The following is a 17,716-nucleotide window of genomic DNA, read 5'->3' as shown; positions in this document are numbered from 1 at the left end:
GATATGAGGTCTGGATATAAACTAGTCAAGAACAATTATCACGCCCGTATTTTTTAATGTATTATTTTGCGATAAATATAAAAGTTTTTTTGCATCTTTTTCATTTATCGTAATTTCAGTATTATTATTTTTCCATGTTTTGTTTGCTTTAATTAATAATGGAGTATCTCCAACAATTGGGTGTTCCATTGCAAATAAAACATCTGTTGCAAACAAAGACACAAGTTGACCGCTATCAATAATTTCCATTGTACTCTTTTCATCGGGGTATAAAATATCCCCCGTGTTTTTTCTAATTTTAGGGTCTAATGATGGTATAAACTGGCTTCCTCGAACATCAATGACAATGCCCGTTATGGCATTATCAGTGCTTATGACTTCTTTTGCTAGTTTCATATCAAGTATAGTTTCTATCTCTGAAACACGCTTTGTTAAAATGGTTAACTTATCTTCAAGACTAGATGCTGCAATATCGGACGCATATGCAGTGCCAATAATATGTGAAAAAATACTTTTAAAGTTGAAAGTTGATAAATTTTTTTGATTTAAATTTTTATAAATTGATTTTGATACTTTTCCTTTCAGTGGCGCTTGTAAAACTACCTTACAAGAACCATCGGCTCTATTGATTCTAGATTTTATAATTGCACCTTGAACCGTTCCCTCAACGCTTGATTTTACTATATCACTTGTTAAAGCATAATTACTGACCAAAGTTGTTGAAGTCACCCTGACGCCTTGAAATGATTCAAGTAAATTTCTTTGGGCATCAACAATTGCTGCTCTACATGCAAGCAGTGGCATGACCTTAGGATTTTTACCTGCAGGTGAGATACCATAACCTATGGCTTCAACGCTTGCTTTTGTCCAATCGATCGTACCACTGGCACCAACATATTCTCTGAAGTGACTCTCTTGAGCAAATAAGTTATGTGTAACAAAAAGCAATAGAGTAACTAATAGTGTTTTTTTCATTTGTTCACCTCTATTTTTCCAAGAACATCTCTTGATGCTGATTTATCGAAAATGACATCTTTTGCTATTACAGGGTAATTTGATGAATTTTGAATATGGAAAGGTTTATTTTTAGATAGTTCACAGTTTGAAATTTGTAAACGAGACCTGCCAGATAAAACAATTGCGCTAGTAGAACTTCCTATAAGCTCACAATTTTTAATTACAACATTCGCATTTCCTGTAATATTAAGTGCGGAATACTTAGCATTATTAGAAAGAACATTATCTAGCTGTGGAGTACCCGTTTTAATGTCAATTCCAATACCCGGATTAAAAAGTGTGAGCCCTGAAATTTCAACTGTACCTTTACTATTTAAAACAAGATAATTTTTTGCAGGGGATTTATCTGATTCATTTGAAAATTCAATTGTATAAGTTTTGTTTTTTGAACTGTTCCCCCAAAAATATGCATTACCATTAATCTCTAACTTACCTGTTTTTTTAAATTTAACTTTAACACCTGGCTCTATAAGTAAAGTTGATGAAGCTAAGAAGCGGGTATGTTCACTAATAATATAAGGACTGTTATTTTTTGTTAAAGCAGATATATCTGCGTAGCTCCCTGTTAAATGGCTATCTAACTCGATAACTTTTCGAAACTTTAAAGGGTATACATTGGTTTGAATTTGACTTTGAAAACTTTTATTTTTAGCCATGTCTACAGCCTGAATAGACAAATTTAGCTGTTCAAACTCTTTAAATGGACCTTTTAGTATTACCTCAGTTGCATTATTTATCAGGGTTGTTTTATTTTCACCGGTATCTGTTTTGTAATTAAGTTCATAGTTCATAAAATTTTCGTTACTTTTAAGCCAAGACAGTTTAATTGCATTTGTAGTTGCAAATTCAACTGTGAAGTTGGCAACATTACTAGGTTTTTCATTATCAAACTTAAGTAAACCTAAAGGACTAATTTTATGTGCTATTTGTCCTTTTGAATCAACTAACTTTCCTGTAACAACTTGATCTATACCTTGCCACCTTTTATCGACATTAATTTTTGATGTATAAATACCTGGTTCTATTTCTACTAAATCAAAACTGCCTAAATTCTCAATTTCTACAATTGCTCTTAGTCCGGGATCTCCTTTTATCCCTAATGTAATAGCATCACCATATTTAAACCAAGTATTTGCACCATCGTGTAATACCATATCTATTTTTGGAAGTTGCGCACCGTTATAGCCTTGGGGCTCGGGAATTGACTTGGATATTTCTCTTCCAAGTTCATCAGCAGCAGCAAATAAGTTTTTATCTTCTAAATGTAATGCAGCTAATGCGGCATTGAGTAACAATCCCCACGGACTTGTTGATACCCCTCCTGCGCGAGATGTAATGGTTTTATCTATATGCCATAAACGGTCGCCATCTTTTGAGATAAGCTCTAAACTTACGCCTAATTTTATATGGGCATAAATACCTGCATAAAAACTTTCATAGTCAGTGACTTTTCCTGATAAAACAGCGTCAGCCCCTAAAGCTTGTGCTAATTGCATTGGCGTTAGCGTATTATCCAGGTTTTTTAAATCGACTTCTTTAGAATGGATCAATTGAAAATTTTTATTAGATAAGTGGCTTTGCAATATTGCGCGTAAAACCTTAGGTGCATCTTTTTCAGATGTATTATTTCCTAACTGTGAAATCGCAATAACCTTTGGTATTTCTTCGATATTGAGGGAGTCATCCTTACCCGACGTGATATCTTCAATTGTGCGTATAGGCTTTGTTATCGCAATAGTGCCTTTTCTACTGACAGAGCAACCAGAGATCATCAAAAATATAATGAACGATAATAAAATATTAATTTTTAATTTGTTCACCAACGTCTCCTTTTATGGGTTTGTTTAATAAGTCTTTTAAGGACTCTTTATTGTTATAGTATGGAATTGCTATTTCGTCTGTATTTTTAGTTTGAGTTACTGGATTTGCACCCAAAATCCACAAACCACGTAATTGTTTGGTTAAAAGCTCTACTTCAAGTAGTGCATTGTTGAGTTGCTCTAGCGTTTTTGGTACTTTATTTATACTCGGTTTAGTTTGTTTTGATAATAAAGTAAGTTCATTAAGTAAATTTGTACTGGCGTTAATTGTTTGCTCTGAATCTATAAGTCTGTTTTCCACTAAAGTTAATATAGGGTTTAATTTATTATCAAACGAACTAAGACTTGAATTTAAATTATGAATACTTGATGAAATTTGATTATTGGTATTGATAAGTGAACTTGTAAGCGTCATTAAATTGTCAAATATAGCGTCAATATCTTTATCTTTTGAAGCAACATATGTGGTGAGCTTGTCTAAACTTTCTATAATGTGAGTAATTTTTTTTGACGATTCAATGATGTTGAAGCCTTTTGTTAAGTCGGCTAAAGATTGTGGTTCATGCGTTTTTAAAAAATCCCCATTTTTTAATAAACTCTCCCCTGTACCAGGAGAGAAAATCATCCCTTGGCCAATAAGCATAGTATCAAAACCCAGTTGGGAGTCTATTTTTAAGGAACTATCAGTCTTATAAAGTGACTGATATTTTGTAGGTAAATTGATTGATATTGTGACTCTCCCAGATGTAAGTAATTCAATTTTTGATACTTTACCAATATTCACACCTGCAAGTTTTACTGGCGCCCCCAAAGTGATCCCAAAGCTTTGGCTAACATTTGTTATAAATTCAATATTTGAAGTTTTGTTAGAGAGTCCACCTTTAAGTGTGCCCAAATAAATAAATGCTGATAATGCAAAGATAATAAAAAGCCCAACTAACTTTTCTTGGGGACTACTTTTAAAAGATTGCGGTAAAGAAAAGCTCACTATTTATGCCTGTTTAACTGTAAATTGTTGATTTCAAGTTTTTGATCTGCAAAATAATCCATATCTCCAGCAGTAATTGTCATAATTAAACTTATTTCTTGTTCCTTTAAATGTTTTATAAGCTTATCTAATAATCCAGCCCTTAACTTATCTGACATTCCCGATTGAATTTCATCCAAAAGAAAAATTTTTGGGTTTGATGATAACAATCTCAACAGGTTTGCAAGCCTTAGCTGTACATCATTTAACTGATAAGGATATTTATTTAAAAGATAATCAAACTCAAATTTAGCAGAGATATAAAAAATATTTTTTTCAATTTCCGTATTATTAAGTTTAGAGTGAAAACTAATAGGCAACTTACAATTTTCAAGTACTGTATACATAGATAATAGTCCTTCACTTTCAAGTTGCATCCCAACCGTTTTAAAAAGTTGCGAGTCAGATAGTTTTTTTGTGTTTACTCCTTTATAAAATATATTTCCTGATTGGACATTTAAACTACTATTACAAATTTGTAATAAACTAGAACCACCATCCAATACTCCCGTTTTAATTGTTATAATTTCATTTTCATTTAATGTTAAATCAAGGTTTTTAAAAATGAAATTATCATCATAAGCTAAACTGACTTCCTTAAGTTCAAGTAAATAACTCATCTATATGCAATCACAGATAATAAAATATTAATCAGAAATAAAAGTATTAATTGGCTGGTTGTTGAGCTTGAAATTGACTTTGAAATACTTGCAAATTTAGGTTCAACAGAAGCGCCATAATAAATACAGGTTAAACCAATGAAAAGCCCGCCAATTAATGCTTTTGATGCACTGATAATGACTTCATTAAGAGAGATTTGCTGCATGATAATACTTAAAAAGTTATTTAATGAAATAATTTCTGTATGTAATAACGACATCAAGACCCAAGAGGAGAAAATACAAACGAGATCAAAATAAAAAAACATAAGTAATAAAGATAAAGGAAAAGCATAAAAAACGGGTAGTAACAAAAGGTATACAGGTGAAATTCTAAGCGCTTTTAATACTTGTAATTGTTCATGTTGCTTCAAATATCCCATTTCTGCTGTGACAGCATTAGCAGAGCGTGCAATAAGAATTACACCAGATATCAAAGGCCCAATTTCTCGAATAATGACAAGCACAAATAATTTGGCATAATAATCAATAAAACGTATGTTTTCTCCTAAAATTGAAAAAGTTAAAGACATCATTAAAATACCAATAAGCACTGCAATAATCGTATTTATATAAGTTGCTTTTAATCCTGTATTATATAACTGGCGAATAAACAACTGCCAAAAAATAATAAATTTATTTATTGAAAATAAAGATATAGACGTAATAATGGATTTAGAAAGCAGACCAAATAAATCTAACAACATATACACATGTGATAGAAATATATGTCCAATTTTACCGAGTAAGCCCATTTTTGACTCCCCAGTTAATCATGACATTGAGTTTATTTTTATGTGCTAACAAGTCGTAATAGATGAGGGCGTCTGAATAATATTGTTCTGCCAGTAATCGTTTTTGATAATGCAATGCAACTTTACTCGCTAATGCAAATGAGTCACCGACAGACTCCCATTTTTTTAATGTGATAAACTCTGAACCTGCATTATTCAATGCACCTATATCTGAATTGAATTTGCCTTTTAGATATAAAGCTTGTGCATGATGTACTTTTGAAAAAGTCAACTGATCAATTTCAATATCGCTCAACAATTCACTTTTTAATACTTTAATAATCAAAATCTGTGTATCTGTTGAAGCATAAAATTCTAGTTTATTTAACCAATAGGGCGTTTGTTTTATATTGAAGTGAGTCGCGGCAGCATTAAATAAAATGGAATTATTGTGTGTTTTAGTTGCTGTTGCCCACATTAAATCGCAATTTTGAGGTAAATCTGAATATACACATAAATATTGGTATGCCCTAAAAGACTGTTGCCAATTTTTATTTACAATAAAAATCCTATTTAATTTTTTTATCATTACTGCATTGTGATGCAGTAATGCATCATTAAGAAGACTTTGCTGGTCAGACTCAATGTCTTTATCTGAATGCGTAGTGCATGCAATGCATATAAATATTATGCTAAGACAAATTACTTTTTTTAACATCTTGTTTTATCATCCGTTTTAAAACTTGAAAGTTTTCATCTGTATTAACATATAACTCAAGAATATTGAGCGCTTCTTCAGAAGATTTGTGCAGTAACATAAAACTTAAACTATGGCGTAGAGGTTTTAGAGAGTTACTGCCAATTTGCAGTTCCAATAAATCGGCAAAATCATCATAATCGCCTTTCAAAAATAATGATTTTGATTTTTTTTCGAAGCGCCATTCACTAAAACGTATTAGGTAAGTATTCATGATAGAAGCCAGTAAAAAAGCAAATGCCATGGCGATTAAATCACCAATTTTATCAAAAGAAATATCTTCAAACTGTTTCGCTTTTTCACTAATCGTCGCTGTATTTGTCTCCCGTATAACTTCAATATAACTTTTAGCAACACTATTTAGGGGGTTTATCTGAAGTGCATATCTAAATTTTAATTCGGCTTCTTTAAATTGTTTACTTTCGTATAATGCTTGGCCATATAAAGCAAATAAAACATCATTATTTGGATATTCTAGAGTCGCTTTTGCTAAGTAATCCTTTGCTTTGTCAAATTCACCAGCCTCAACATTAATTTGAGCTTTAACGATGGCTACTTTTACAGAATCAAAACATTGTGCATTGAAACTAATCGCTAAAAAAATAAATCCGAGTAATTTTTTCATTGAGCAACAACTATCATTACACTTGCTTTATCTAAGGTTTTAGATATATAAGCATTTGATTTAATAAATAAAGCAACATCATCAGATACCACAAGATCTGAGTTTCGAGATTTATATGTTCCAATTGCTTTTACTATATAAGGGGAGTAGGCAACGCGTTTGTTTTCAACTGCATTAGTAACATTAAAATCATATGATACGGGGCGTTTTTTAAATGCTTCGCTATTTAGCATCTCAGTGGTTGGGTAGATAACTTTGCCATCTTTTGTTCTTAACTTAGGGATAGTGGCCAGTTCAAATTCTGAAATATTTTTAGCATCGACTAATAACCCAGAATACGATTGTTTACTTTCAAAAGAGTCGAGTTTAGTTTTTATATATTCGATGGCACTTTCTTTAGGTTCATTTTTAATTTTTTCTTGTAATTTTCTTAAAAAAGTGGATATATCAAGACTATTATCACTATTAGGCAAATCACTCGCATAAGCTTTGTTTAAAGTATGCCAATTTGAAGGACTCAATAAATGAGATATAAAAAAAGAAATATTATTTATATAAGATGTTTTTCCAGGTTGATTTTTCTTATTTGAAATTGTTTCGATTAAAGTCCCATCCATTTTTACTTCAATGACAATTTGTGCAACTTCGTTCTGATAAATGTCTTTTGTGATCAAAGCACCTTTAATCACAGCATTTAATTTAGTTTTAATAATGTCAGAATGAGCTTCTAAATCTTTAATTGTTGTTTCGGAGCTTACCCGAACACCCGATAATATTTCAGCTAAGTTACGATAAGCATCAACTTGTGCAGCTCTGCGGGCAAGTAGTCTTTTTTTTCTACTTGGCACTTTATCTCCAGCAACACCATAACCGCTGGCGAATACCGTTCCTTTGGTCCAATTTATACCGCCAGTATCACTTCCCTGAATAACATCTTCTGCATACACTTTAAAACTTAAACAAAGAATAAAAATCATAATGAAAATTGAAAATTTCATGTCTCACTCCGTATCGGATTAACTATCAAAATGCTCATATTTTGCTTTTCTTGAAACTATTTTTTTTAAATAGTTTTTTGTTTCTTGTGCAGGTAAATTAACAATAAGATACTGATATACTTGTTCCGGTGTCATATTATTTATTTTAAGTGCAGCCTTTGACAGGTTTTTATCTTTAATAAAGGTTTTTGCAAGGTTTCCTATTCCTGTGTTGTAACTTGCGACAGCACAATAAAATCGAGACTGTGGGTCTTTAATTTTTCTTAAATAGCGACTTTGTAATAACTTAAAATAAGCCGTACCAAGCTGTAGATTATTTGTTTCATCAAACAAAAAATCTGGAGAAACAATTCTTTTTTCACCATGAACGTAATTGTGTGCATCAACACCTGCGGTTTTAGGTACTAATTGCATAAGACCAAATGCTGGTACCGCTGAGACCGCTCTAGGATTAAAGCTAGATTCGGTTTCAATTATTGCCAATATAATTGATACAGGGACATTGTATTTTGTTGAAAAACGTTTGACGTCATCAAAATTTTCTTCCATCAGTATTTTTTGATAGTTATTAACAAATTTTATAGACATCCTTAAAATGGCGTCTTGTCCTTTTTTTATTAATTCTAGTTTTACGCCACTTTTAATATTTTGTGTTGTATTAAGCACGGTCTCTTGGGTTATGGCATTTTTCGTCTGCTTTTTTGGAAGATTGTCTCTTTTTTTTTGCGCTGTTTTTGTATCAGTTTTGCCTATTTCAGGCGTCTTAGTCACCTTTTGCATTACTTTGGTAAAACTTGCGATCTTACTGTCTTTAATTTTTGTATTTTCAGGTATAAGAAGTTTTAAAGTATTATATTTGTCTGGTTTTGGCTCTTTCAAATTAATATCTGTTTTTGCTAAATTATTTTTTAGTTCTTTTGAAAATACATCTAATTTAACAATATCTGAATTATTATTTGAGCTTAAAGAGCGGGCCATTTGATGAATGTTTTTATTTGCATTTTTAATATTATTATCTTTAATTTTTGTTTCTATAATAACTTCACCTTTTTTATAATTAACAAAGGATCGCGTTTTTAAATCTTGTGCATATCCAACCCAAATACTTTTACTTGGCAAACGAATATCTTTGGGCCAATGAACGGATATTTTTTTACTTGCACCTTTAAATGCATCATCAATTGCTTTTGAGTATGCTTCATATATAGCATCAATTTGATTATTTTTTTCTTCAAACTGATTATCAAGCAGTTGATCTATTTCATCAAAATTTAAATCTGGCGGATCGCTAGCATAAGTAAAGCCTCTCATAAAAAACAGTGATAGTAGGATGAAAGTGATTTTATTGATCATTTAAACTGTCGCTTAATAATTTTATAGAATCACGAGATTTACAAATTTCAGATTCATTTGTTAAACATAGACCTAATGTGACTTCCGCTACAAAACTTCCATCTTCAGGTTTAACATTTTGGTCAATAATAAAAGCCCCTCGAATTAAACTTTTAACTCTCGTTGCAATCACATCACTGGTAACTTCATAATCTTCAACGCTTGTGCCTGCACTGAGTTGTAAGCCTTTTGTTGTTTCTGCAAGCTGCCTTTGAGCATCTAATTGAGCAGCTCTTTTTGCCATCATTTTAGCCTGAAAGTCACTAGACGTTTTTGCAGGGTCAACAGTACCAAACCCTTTTACTTTTAGAACACCTTTTGGCACAGATGCCAAAACTCCAAAACAAATAAAACTTAAAATTATAAATAAAAACAATTTGCTAAAAATATACTTATTCATACTTAAAACCTTCTGCCAATTATGGAGTAGAGCAATAAAACAAAATACTCTAATTGCTAGGTAAGTTATTTAAACTAAGTAAATACATTAGTCTATAATTGAAAATATAGTAAAAAACACAGAATTATGTAGTTAAATTCATATGGTTTTATCAATAATTATTGCTAAAGAGATATTATGATTTATTACCAAACACACTATATAAAGTTGGTCGCCTATCTTGTTTTAATTTTTTTTATAACGTCAATAAATATAGAAGCCAAAGTTGTTACAGCAAAAGGGATCAGTGATGTCGTTAAAGGAGAAAAAGCAAAAACGCGAAATATAGCACTTACCAATGCTAAAAGGGCTGCTGTAGAGCAAGTAGCAGGTGCCTTTGTTCAATCTCGTACATCTGTGAATGATTTTGTGTTTGCGCAAGACAAAATCTACAGTTCATCTTCAGGCAATATTTCTTCATATATCATTTTATCTGAAGGCATAAATGACTTTAATGCTTATGAAGTAGAAATTGAGGCCAATGTAGATGTGCAAGAGTTACTATCTGATATTAAAAAAATTCTAAAAGTAAATGGCTGGAGTAGAAAACCAAGAGTTGCCATAAAAGTGAATACTAATAATCAATTTGCTGGATCAAGCTTAAAATCAATTATGACATCAAAACTAAACAAGAACGGTTTTGAGGTGTTTGATGAAACGCAAAGAGTACAAGCTGGATTTATTTTACAAATGGATGTTAATTTTCATACTACACAAAGTGAATATCAAGGAATTAAGCTTTCATCTAACAATTTATCAGTTGTTACAAATGTGAAAAGAAAGGGTGATGGTCAAATCATTGCAAGCGCTAATGTTGAAACATCAAAGGCGGGAAGTAATCAATCGAAACTAATTAAATTATTATCTAAACAGCTAATTAGCCGAACTTGGTCTACATTAAAAAAAGAAATTATTCAATTTTGGCAAGAAGAGCAATATTTAGCGCGATCAATTTATTTAGACCTTGAAAATGTGAGTTCATATAAACAAGCACAATCATTCTCAAGATCTTTAAAGCAAAGCGTATCTGGTATGTTAGATATTGAAATTGTGAAATATGAAAAAGAAGTCGGGATTTATCTACTGAAGTATAAAGGTTGGCCTGAACAGCTACATGCTGAAATTTTGGCTGGTCCTTTAAAAACAGATTATCAATTAAAACTAATAAGTGTTGATTCAAATAACGTTACTTTCAGAATAAATTAGGGATTTGTATGTTAAATAAAAAATGGGTATTTTTAGTATTTATCATTATCACATTAGTTGGTTGTCAAAGTACCTCTAATAAAGGAAAAAAAGAGTTTGATATTTCTCAGCAGCTAATGTCATCAAATAAATATGCCGAAGCTGTTTCTTATTTAGAATTAGCAATACAAAAGGAACCCAAAAACCCGCAATATAAAGCGATATTAGCACAGGCGCGTAGTAAAGCAGTGACCCAGTTAACGAATGAAATAAAAAACGTATTTTCATCGGGAGATTTAAATAAAACAAGCATAGAGACAGCTAAAAATCTGTTTAATAAAGCAAAAAAAATACAATCACAACATGAATCTTATCAAACAACACAATCAAACATATCAAATAATGAAGCGATATTACTTAATAAGGTCAAGCAGTTACATTCAAACGTAAAATCTCATATAACAAATAATAAATGGGTTAATGCTAATTTTTCGATGAAAAAACTGGCTAAATTATATGCGAATTATGAAGACTCTAGCTTATTAACTCAAAAAATTAAAATTCAAGGTGGGAGATACTACTTCAACTTGGCAAGGGATGCGTTTAACCAGGATAATTTCACGGCAACTTTAGAAAATGCTCGTAAAGCAATCACGATTAACCCTAATAATAAAAATGCAAAACAATTAATTGAAAATACAAATAAAAAAAATAACAAAGAGTATTTTATTCAAGTTGCAGAAAAAGCCAAAGCTCAGTTAAATTGGGAAGGTGCTTTTGAGGCTTGTGAAAAGGTAATTAGTTACGATCGAATAAACCCATATTGTGTTGAGTTAATGCAAATATCTAAAACACAATGGACAGAGTCTTTAGTATCACAATCTCGTCAGCTAATGACTCAAGGTTACCTTGCTAAAAGTGCAGACAAAATTATACAAGGTCAAAAAATTAATAATGGCTATGAAAATGCTCAGTTAACAGCATTAAAAAACTCATTATCAGAACAAATTGATAATACAGCCTCAGAATTAATGGACCAAAGGAAATATGGCTCAGCGTGGTATTTAATGCGATTGATTTCTGATTTTAATCCAGATTTTGTTGATTTATTCAAGAAAACGAAACATATAGAAGATGCAATAGTAGAACGTGTAAAAAAATCTATCGCTGTTTTTGACTTTAAAAGCCCATCTTACAGTACTGACTCGGGTGTTTTAGTGGCCAATAATTTGATTTCAAATCTGTTTAATAGTGCCAGTAAAGACATTAACATACTAGAACGCGAAAATTTAAAATCAATTCTAGAAGAAATGAAGCTAGGTCAAATAGGCGTAGTTTCAGAGTCAACGGCTCAAGAAATGGGAAGAATTTACGGGATTGATATTGCAATTATGGGCAGTGTTTTACTTTATAAAGTTGACGCTACGGATTCAAAGAGCTCTAAAACAGTAAGGTATAAAGTAGGAGAAGAAATATCGGATAATATTGATTACTTAAATTGGAAAGCAATGAATCCAAATCCCAAAAAAGAAGACTTAAGAAGTGCGCCAAAAGCAAAAATAATGACGCCTAAATTTGAAGAAAAAGAATATGATGTTCAACATATGAAAAAAGTGGGCTTTATACAATTGTCTTTTAGAATTGTAGATGTTGCAACAGGTGCAAATACTCGAGTTGAAACAATAGAGCGAAAAAAAATTGTTGAAGACACCTCTAATGAAGGGATTAAAGATGCAAATGTAGATTTTGACCCTCTTGAAATACCGACTGATACTGAATTATTACAAACAATGGCAACTGAAGTTGTAGAGGAGCTCTCTAGAGAAGTCCTTAAACCTTTAAGAAACTTAGAAAAAACCTATTTTGAAAATGGGGAAGAATTCTTACTCAGACGTAAGGAAAATATTAATGCAATTGAGCAATTTGTTGATGCTATATTCGATGAAAAATTAAAAGCTGTTGTTGGATCTCCAATAACAACGCAATCAAATAAGTATTTACAATCTATCATTGAAAATCACCGCTTTTAAATTTTTAAGGTCAACAGATGAAACACTTTTTGGCTTTATTTATTTATATTTCGGTAGCAATATTTCACACCAATACGCAAGCCAATAGTCAAAGTTCACTGGCCTTATTTAATTTAACCCCAGTCAGTATGGATGCGATAGGCGCTGATGCGGATCTATTATTTTCTCTAGAAACTGAGCTTGATAAATCCTCTCAAATTTCAGTTATGTCCAGAAGAGATATGGAAGCAATTTTGTATCGTATTGGTGGTGCACAAGTCTCTGATACTAAGTTAGTTGTTTCTTATGGGCTTGAACTTGGAGTTAACTTTATTCTTGCTGGTGAAATAGACAAAATTGGTAGCTCAGTTAAAGTTACTGTTAACTTAATTGATATTTCAAATAGCAGAATTAGTCAATCTTGGACCGAGTCTTATATAGGAAGAGGGGATATTTTACAAAAATCAAAGCTACTGGCGAGAAAAGTTGAAACCAGTATTATTAATGCTGTAACCCAAGGCTTTTCATCTCCTATTTCAAATTCTAGTAGTGATTACTTTTTGGATATTACCGCAAAATCAATTGGTTCTGCCATTAAACTTGATTGGAAGTTGAGTCCTGATATTTCAGTATTATATGCAAATGTATACCGTGGTCATTCTAAAGAAGGTCCATATGAGTTTGTTGCCAGTGTAGAAGAAACTCAGTTTGAGGATGAAGTAAGCGGTTCATATTATTATCGTTTAGATCTTGTTTTGGAAGACGGCAGAGAGGTCACTGGGAATAGAATTGTCAATGCAACATCCATGAGTAATAAAATAAAACATGATATTAACCTTTTACCTCCCACTATCATGGAGTTTTCATCGCTGGTCAATGGTATAAAAATTGACTTTATACCCCAATTAAATAATCAAGGTGTTGTTGGTTATAATTTTTATCAAAAAATGAAAGATAACTCATGGTCAAAAGTTCATACTATCTATAAAGATAAGACATTAAATTATTCTGTAATATTAGATAAAAATTTTGAACCTGATAGCCAGTACCAAATTACTATTTCTGCATATCATTCTAATGGCGAAAGTCAAAAGTCTGAATTGCTAACTTTTAAAACAATTGCATTATCAGAGTTGCAGTCTAATGATACTGCTTTATTGAGGCGTGCAGAACTATCTTGGACAAAGGTTAACTCAGGCAGCGGGTATAAAATTTATAGAAAAAGTAACTCTGAAGACAATTGGCAATTTATAAAAAACATATCAGATATAACTAATACAAAATTTACAGATACTGAGTCACTTGAAGATGGTAAAAGTTATATATATTCTATTTCAGTAGTAGATAAATATACTGAAACCCTAAAATCAAAAGAAGTGAGAGTTGTAACAAAACCAACAGCCGATGCCGTAAAATCATTTTTAGTAGAATCTAACTTAGTGAAAAAAGTTAAACTTACTTGGGAGATCATAAATGATACTGACATTTCAGGCTATGCAATTTATCGGCATATTGGTGATATTACAAACGAAACAAATTTAACTCAAATCGCTTTTATTAAAGGTTATGAAACAAACCACTTCATAGATGGCACTGAAAAACCATTAGAAGATGGACAACAATATCATTATGCAATTGCTGGAAGAAACTTATTTGAAGCCGATGGTAAGCTCACTTTAACCCAGTCAGCTAATACTAAACCTTTACCGACTCCACCTTCAGATTTAAACCTATCTATAGAAGAAGGTATCATATCGGTTAATTGGCGCAAAAGCCCTGAGACAGATATTAAGCATTATTCTCTTTTTCGAAAATGGAATGATGAAGCTTGGCTTAAAGTTGCAAATATAGAAGGGACGACTTACTCAGACTCAGACTTAAAAGTGTATGCAAATACGTTTTATAAAATAAATGCGATAGATAATGATGATTTAACAAGCTTGAGCTCAAACATTAAAGAAATTCTCAGCCCTTTAACTCTGAAATTAGCAGTGAAACAGGATGATTTACTTAGAACAATCATTTTATCTTGGCAACCAGCTAAACATATAACCGGTTATAAATTATACCAAAAACATGAAACACACACTAATTGGAAGTTGATAAAAACAATCAAATCTAATAAAACCATTCAATTTAAAGATTTTGATAAAAAAAGACTCAAAGATGGTCAAAAATATGAATATAAGATTTCAGCTTTTGATGAAAAAATAGAAACTCAAGCTTCAAATATTGTCATAGGTAAAACAAAAAACCTTCCTTCTCCACCAGATAATTTTGAAGGCACTAGTGGTAAAGTGAAAAAGGTAAAACTATCTTGGAAAGCATCTCATGATAGAGATAACAAAGGGTATTTAATTTACCGTAAAAATAACAAAGGTAATTTTGAAGAAATTGAAGATATTTCTAATATCAATAACAATCATTTTATAGATGATGGGGAAGCATTTACCGATTTAAAAGATGGCACTGTGTATGAGTATCAAATAGCCACATATAACAAATATTCGGCTAAAGGCCCAATGTCAGGAACTATATCAGCCACAACAAAACACATCCCTAAAACTGTTTCAGAACTGAGCATAGAAAAAGATAACTCAGGTTTTTTAATTTTTTGGAAGCTACCTTCAAATACAGATATTAATCAATATCATGTTTATAGAGGTAAAAATAAGTCATGCTCAAGTATGCGAAAAGTGGGGCAAGTTGATTCAAACTCAGATGTGTACAATTACACCGATGTACAAGCTGGTACAACATATTGTTTTAAGGTACAGGCAATTGATAATGATAAATTGCAAAGTCAATTATCAGCCCCTGTTTTTTATACTACAGAGCCTGAAAAAGAAGGAAATTAAATGAGATTATTCTTAATATTTATTGTTATTTTTTCAAACTGTGCTTTTGCTAATGAGTTATCACAGGCACATAAGGTGACCAAAACACCTGAGTATATAAAAATGAAAAAGCAATATGAAAAATGTGTTCTTAGAAAAGGAATTGAATTTGTAAAAGTAAGCTCACCAAGTGAAGCAATTCAATATGCTCCTATAGCCTGCAAAAGAGAGCTATTAACCATCAAACAATTTTTCTTAGGAAGTGCATTTAAAACAGAAGTTATAAATGCATTGGTACAGTCAGTAAAAGAAGGTGTTGAGATAGACCTAGTTAACTCTGTTTATAAAGAAAGACTTAAATATTTTTAACTCAAATTTATGAAGGAGTAATATGTGAATCAATTACAATCTTTATTAAGTGAATATTTTCATCAAACTAATGATAATAAAAAATCAGAAATAGAAGAGGTGATCTGGTCAAAATATGGTGTACGCGGACACATTTTAATAATGGATATGTCAGGCTTCTCACTTGTAACGCAAAGGTATGGCATTGTATATTATCTCGCTATGATAGAAAAAATGAGAGTGACTGTTGCGCCTATCATCACATCAAACTCTGGTGTATTAATAAAATTTGTTGCTGATAATGTATTTGCCTCATTTGACTGTGCAGAAGATGCGATTAATACTGCCGTTGAAATTAACTTAGCTTTAGCCGAAATAAATAAAAAGTCATCTAAACAATGGGATATTTGTGTTTCGACAGGTATTGATTTTGGTCGATATTTACGCACTGATGAAGGGGATGTTTTTGGAGATGCAGTCAATTGTGCCAGTAAGCTAGGTGAGGATATTGCGCATAAAAATGAAATTTTAGTCTCTGAAAAAGCATTTATGACAATAGATAAACAAGACTTATTTATTGCAGAGCATGTCAAATTTAAGATTTCAGGGATCTCTTTAGAAGCCTATTCAATAGCAACAAAGTCGTGATTTAATATTAGCTTGATTTAAGGTTTTTATTGAAATAATAAGCTAGAATAAAAAATTACATTTAGCTGATCAAAGATGATTATGAAAAAAGAAATAAATAACTTATTGGATAAACATAAGAATCTAATACACTCTGAAAATCAAAAAGTATTATCCCATGTACAAAGAGAATCTGAGGAATGGGTACTTAATACAGTAATGATTGAAGGCTGTGATATTCCTTTTAAATACAATAGAAAGAAGCGCTATAAAAATTTAAAAGGTGCGCGTGTAAATATTACTTATTACCCTTCAACACAGGTTATAGCAGGTCTTGATATGGAAATAATGAAAGCAACTCGAATCAAAATCTCATAATAAACAGAGATATTTTACAAGCAATGCGATTTTATTTTGAAAAAATTTTAAATAAACGATATTGTTTTAATTGCATTATTCATTACCTATATTAGCCATTATTTATTATGTTACTTTCTATTTTTGATATTGTTTCTTTATTATGTTTTATCGCCTGTTGGTCTGGATACACTTGGTTTGCCCGAAAGAAGGCTAAAACAACTGACTGTATTGCCCGAAGCTTACATCAGCATCGTATCCACTGGATGACTGAACTTATGCAAAGAGATATTCGCGTCGGTGATGCTGCATTACTTGCTAACCTTGAACGTAATATCGCTTTTTTTGCGTCTACAACATTAATTATATTAGCAGGGGTATTAACACTTTTTGCGCAAGTTGAACAACTGGAGAATATAATATTATCTCTACCTTTTGCTTTAAATGCGAACCATTTTACGATTCAAATAAAATTGAGTTTATTAGCTTTTATATTTGTTTTAGCATTTTTTCAATTTACCTGGTCAATGCGCCAATATGGTTTCGTAAATGTCATGGTGGGTGCCGCACCTTTAGATTTAAGCGGGGATAAAGCACATTTACAGAGTTATGCTGTTGAAATGGCGGTAGTACAAGATCAAGCTGCACACTCCTATAACTATGGTTTACGCTCTTATTATTTTTCTTTGGCTGCTATATGTTGGTTTTTTCATCCATTGTTATTTATCACAACAAGCATGTTTGTTGCTTATACTCTATATCGGCGTGAATTTAAGTCTAAAGCTGTACGCGCTATCACAAGAGGTAATGCATATTTAAAGCAAGAACAAAATATGAAATAAATGTTTTGTTATATAGTTTCAATAAGATGGAGGGTAATTCTAA

Annotated in this window: 17 protein-coding genes; 7 read left to right on the top strand and 10 right to left on the bottom strand. The window is 31.5% G+C overall.

Going from position 1 to position 17,716, the window contains the following annotated elements:
• Positions 1–21: 21 nt before the first annotated feature.
• Genes BM088_RS03190 through BM088_RS03145 form a run of 10 tightly spaced genes read right to left on the bottom strand, consistent with a single transcriptional unit; the run spans position 22 to position 9,429 of the window.
• Positions 22–975, bottom strand: coding sequence for a hypothetical protein (locus BM088_RS03190; protein ID WP_091979863.1), 954 nt, complete (start codon positions 973–975; stop codon positions 22–24).
• Positions 972–2,837, bottom strand: a complete 1,866-nt coding sequence (locus BM088_RS03185; RefSeq protein ID WP_091979861.1) for a right-handed parallel beta-helix repeat-containing protein — start codon at positions 2,835–2,837, stop codon at positions 972–974. Before BM088_RS03185 ends, BM088_RS03190 begins: the two co-directional genes overlap by 4 nt.
• Positions 2,818–3,825 (bottom strand): MlaD family protein, encoded by a 1,008-nt coding sequence (locus tag BM088_RS03180; RefSeq protein WP_177207937.1) that lies wholly within the window; start codon positions 3,823–3,825, stop codon positions 2,818–2,820. Before BM088_RS03180 ends, BM088_RS03185 begins: the two co-directional genes overlap by 20 nt.
• Positions 3,825–4,484, bottom strand: a complete 660-nt coding sequence (locus BM088_RS03175) for an ATP-binding cassette domain-containing protein (RefSeq protein ID WP_091979857.1) — start codon at positions 4,482–4,484, stop codon at positions 3,825–3,827. Before BM088_RS03175 ends, BM088_RS03180 begins: the two co-directional genes overlap by 1 nt.
• Positions 4,481–5,278 (bottom strand): ABC transporter permease, encoded by a 798-nt coding sequence (locus tag BM088_RS03170; RefSeq protein WP_091979855.1) that lies wholly within the window; start codon positions 5,276–5,278, stop codon positions 4,481–4,483. Before BM088_RS03170 ends, BM088_RS03175 begins: the two co-directional genes overlap by 4 nt.
• Positions 5,262–5,975: a hypothetical protein gene (locus tag BM088_RS03165; RefSeq protein ID WP_091979853.1), complete on the bottom strand. Its 714-nt coding sequence runs from the start codon at positions 5,973–5,975 to the stop codon at positions 5,262–5,264. The genes BM088_RS03170 and BM088_RS03165 overlap by 17 nt, the downstream gene beginning before the upstream one ends.
• Positions 5,950–6,639 (bottom strand): tetratricopeptide repeat protein, encoded by a 690-nt coding sequence (locus tag BM088_RS03160; RefSeq protein WP_091979851.1) that lies wholly within the window; start codon positions 6,637–6,639, stop codon positions 5,950–5,952. Before BM088_RS03160 ends, BM088_RS03165 begins: the two co-directional genes overlap by 26 nt.
• Positions 6,636–7,637: an LPP20 family lipoprotein gene (locus tag BM088_RS03155; protein ID WP_091979849.1), complete on the bottom strand. Its 1,002-nt coding sequence runs from the start codon at positions 7,635–7,637 to the stop codon at positions 6,636–6,638. Before BM088_RS03155 ends, BM088_RS03160 begins: the two co-directional genes overlap by 4 nt.
• A gap of 18 nt (positions 7,638–7,655) precedes the next feature.
• Positions 7,656–8,990, bottom strand: coding sequence for a transglycosylase SLT domain-containing protein (locus BM088_RS03150; protein ID WP_091979847.1), 1,335 nt, complete (start codon positions 8,988–8,990; stop codon positions 7,656–7,658).
• Positions 8,980–9,429 (bottom strand): LPP20 family lipoprotein, encoded by a 450-nt coding sequence (locus tag BM088_RS03145; RefSeq protein ID WP_091979845.1) that lies wholly within the window; start codon positions 9,427–9,429, stop codon positions 8,980–8,982. Before BM088_RS03145 ends, BM088_RS03150 begins: the two co-directional genes overlap by 11 nt.
• A 177-nt stretch (positions 9,430–9,606) precedes the next feature.
• On the opposite strand from BM088_RS03145, the gene BM088_RS03140 reads away from it, so the two are divergent.
• From BM088_RS03140 to BM088_RS03110, 7 genes are all read left to right on the top strand, one after another.
• On the top strand, positions 9,607–10,674 hold the full coding sequence (locus tag BM088_RS03140) for a hypothetical protein (RefSeq protein ID WP_091979843.1): 1,068 nt from the start codon (positions 9,607–9,609) through the stop codon (positions 10,672–10,674).
• Between the two features lie 8 nt (positions 10,675–10,682).
• Entirely contained in the window at positions 10,683–12,683 is a 2,001-nt protein-coding gene (locus tag BM088_RS03135) for a CsgG/HfaB family protein (RefSeq protein ID WP_091979841.1), read from the top strand.
• 17 nt (positions 12,684–12,700) lie between these two features.
• Positions 12,701–15,520, top strand: coding sequence for a hypothetical protein (locus tag BM088_RS03130; protein WP_091979839.1), 2,820 nt, complete (start codon positions 12,701–12,703; stop codon positions 15,518–15,520).
• Complete coding sequence (locus BM088_RS03125) at positions 15,521–15,868, top strand: hypothetical protein (protein ID WP_091979837.1); 348 nt, start codon at positions 15,521–15,523, stop codon at positions 15,866–15,868.
• Between the two features lie 24 nt (positions 15,869–15,892).
• Positions 15,893–16,495 carry an adenylate/guanylate cyclase domain-containing protein gene (locus BM088_RS03120; protein WP_091979835.1) on the top strand — a complete coding sequence of 201 codons (603 nt, stop codon included), beginning with the start codon at positions 15,893–15,895 and terminating at the stop codon, positions 16,493–16,495.
• Between the two features lie 81 nt (positions 16,496–16,576).
• Positions 16,577–16,852: a hypothetical protein gene (locus BM088_RS03115; RefSeq protein ID WP_425439268.1), complete on the top strand. Its 276-nt coding sequence runs from the start codon at positions 16,577–16,579 to the stop codon at positions 16,850–16,852.
• 107 nt (positions 16,853–16,959) lie between these two features.
• Positions 16,960–17,673, top strand: a complete 714-nt coding sequence (locus BM088_RS03110; protein ID WP_091979831.1) for a DUF599 domain-containing protein — start codon at positions 16,960–16,962, stop codon at positions 17,671–17,673.
• Positions 17,674–17,716: the final 43 nt, after the last annotated feature.

It is taken from the genome of Pseudoalteromonas denitrificans DSM 6059, assembly GCF_900112265.1.
Lineage (GTDB): Bacteria > Pseudomonadota > Gammaproteobacteria > Enterobacterales > Alteromonadaceae > Pseudoalteromonas > Pseudoalteromonas denitrificans.
This window is presented reverse-complemented; position numbering and strand designations above follow the sequence as displayed.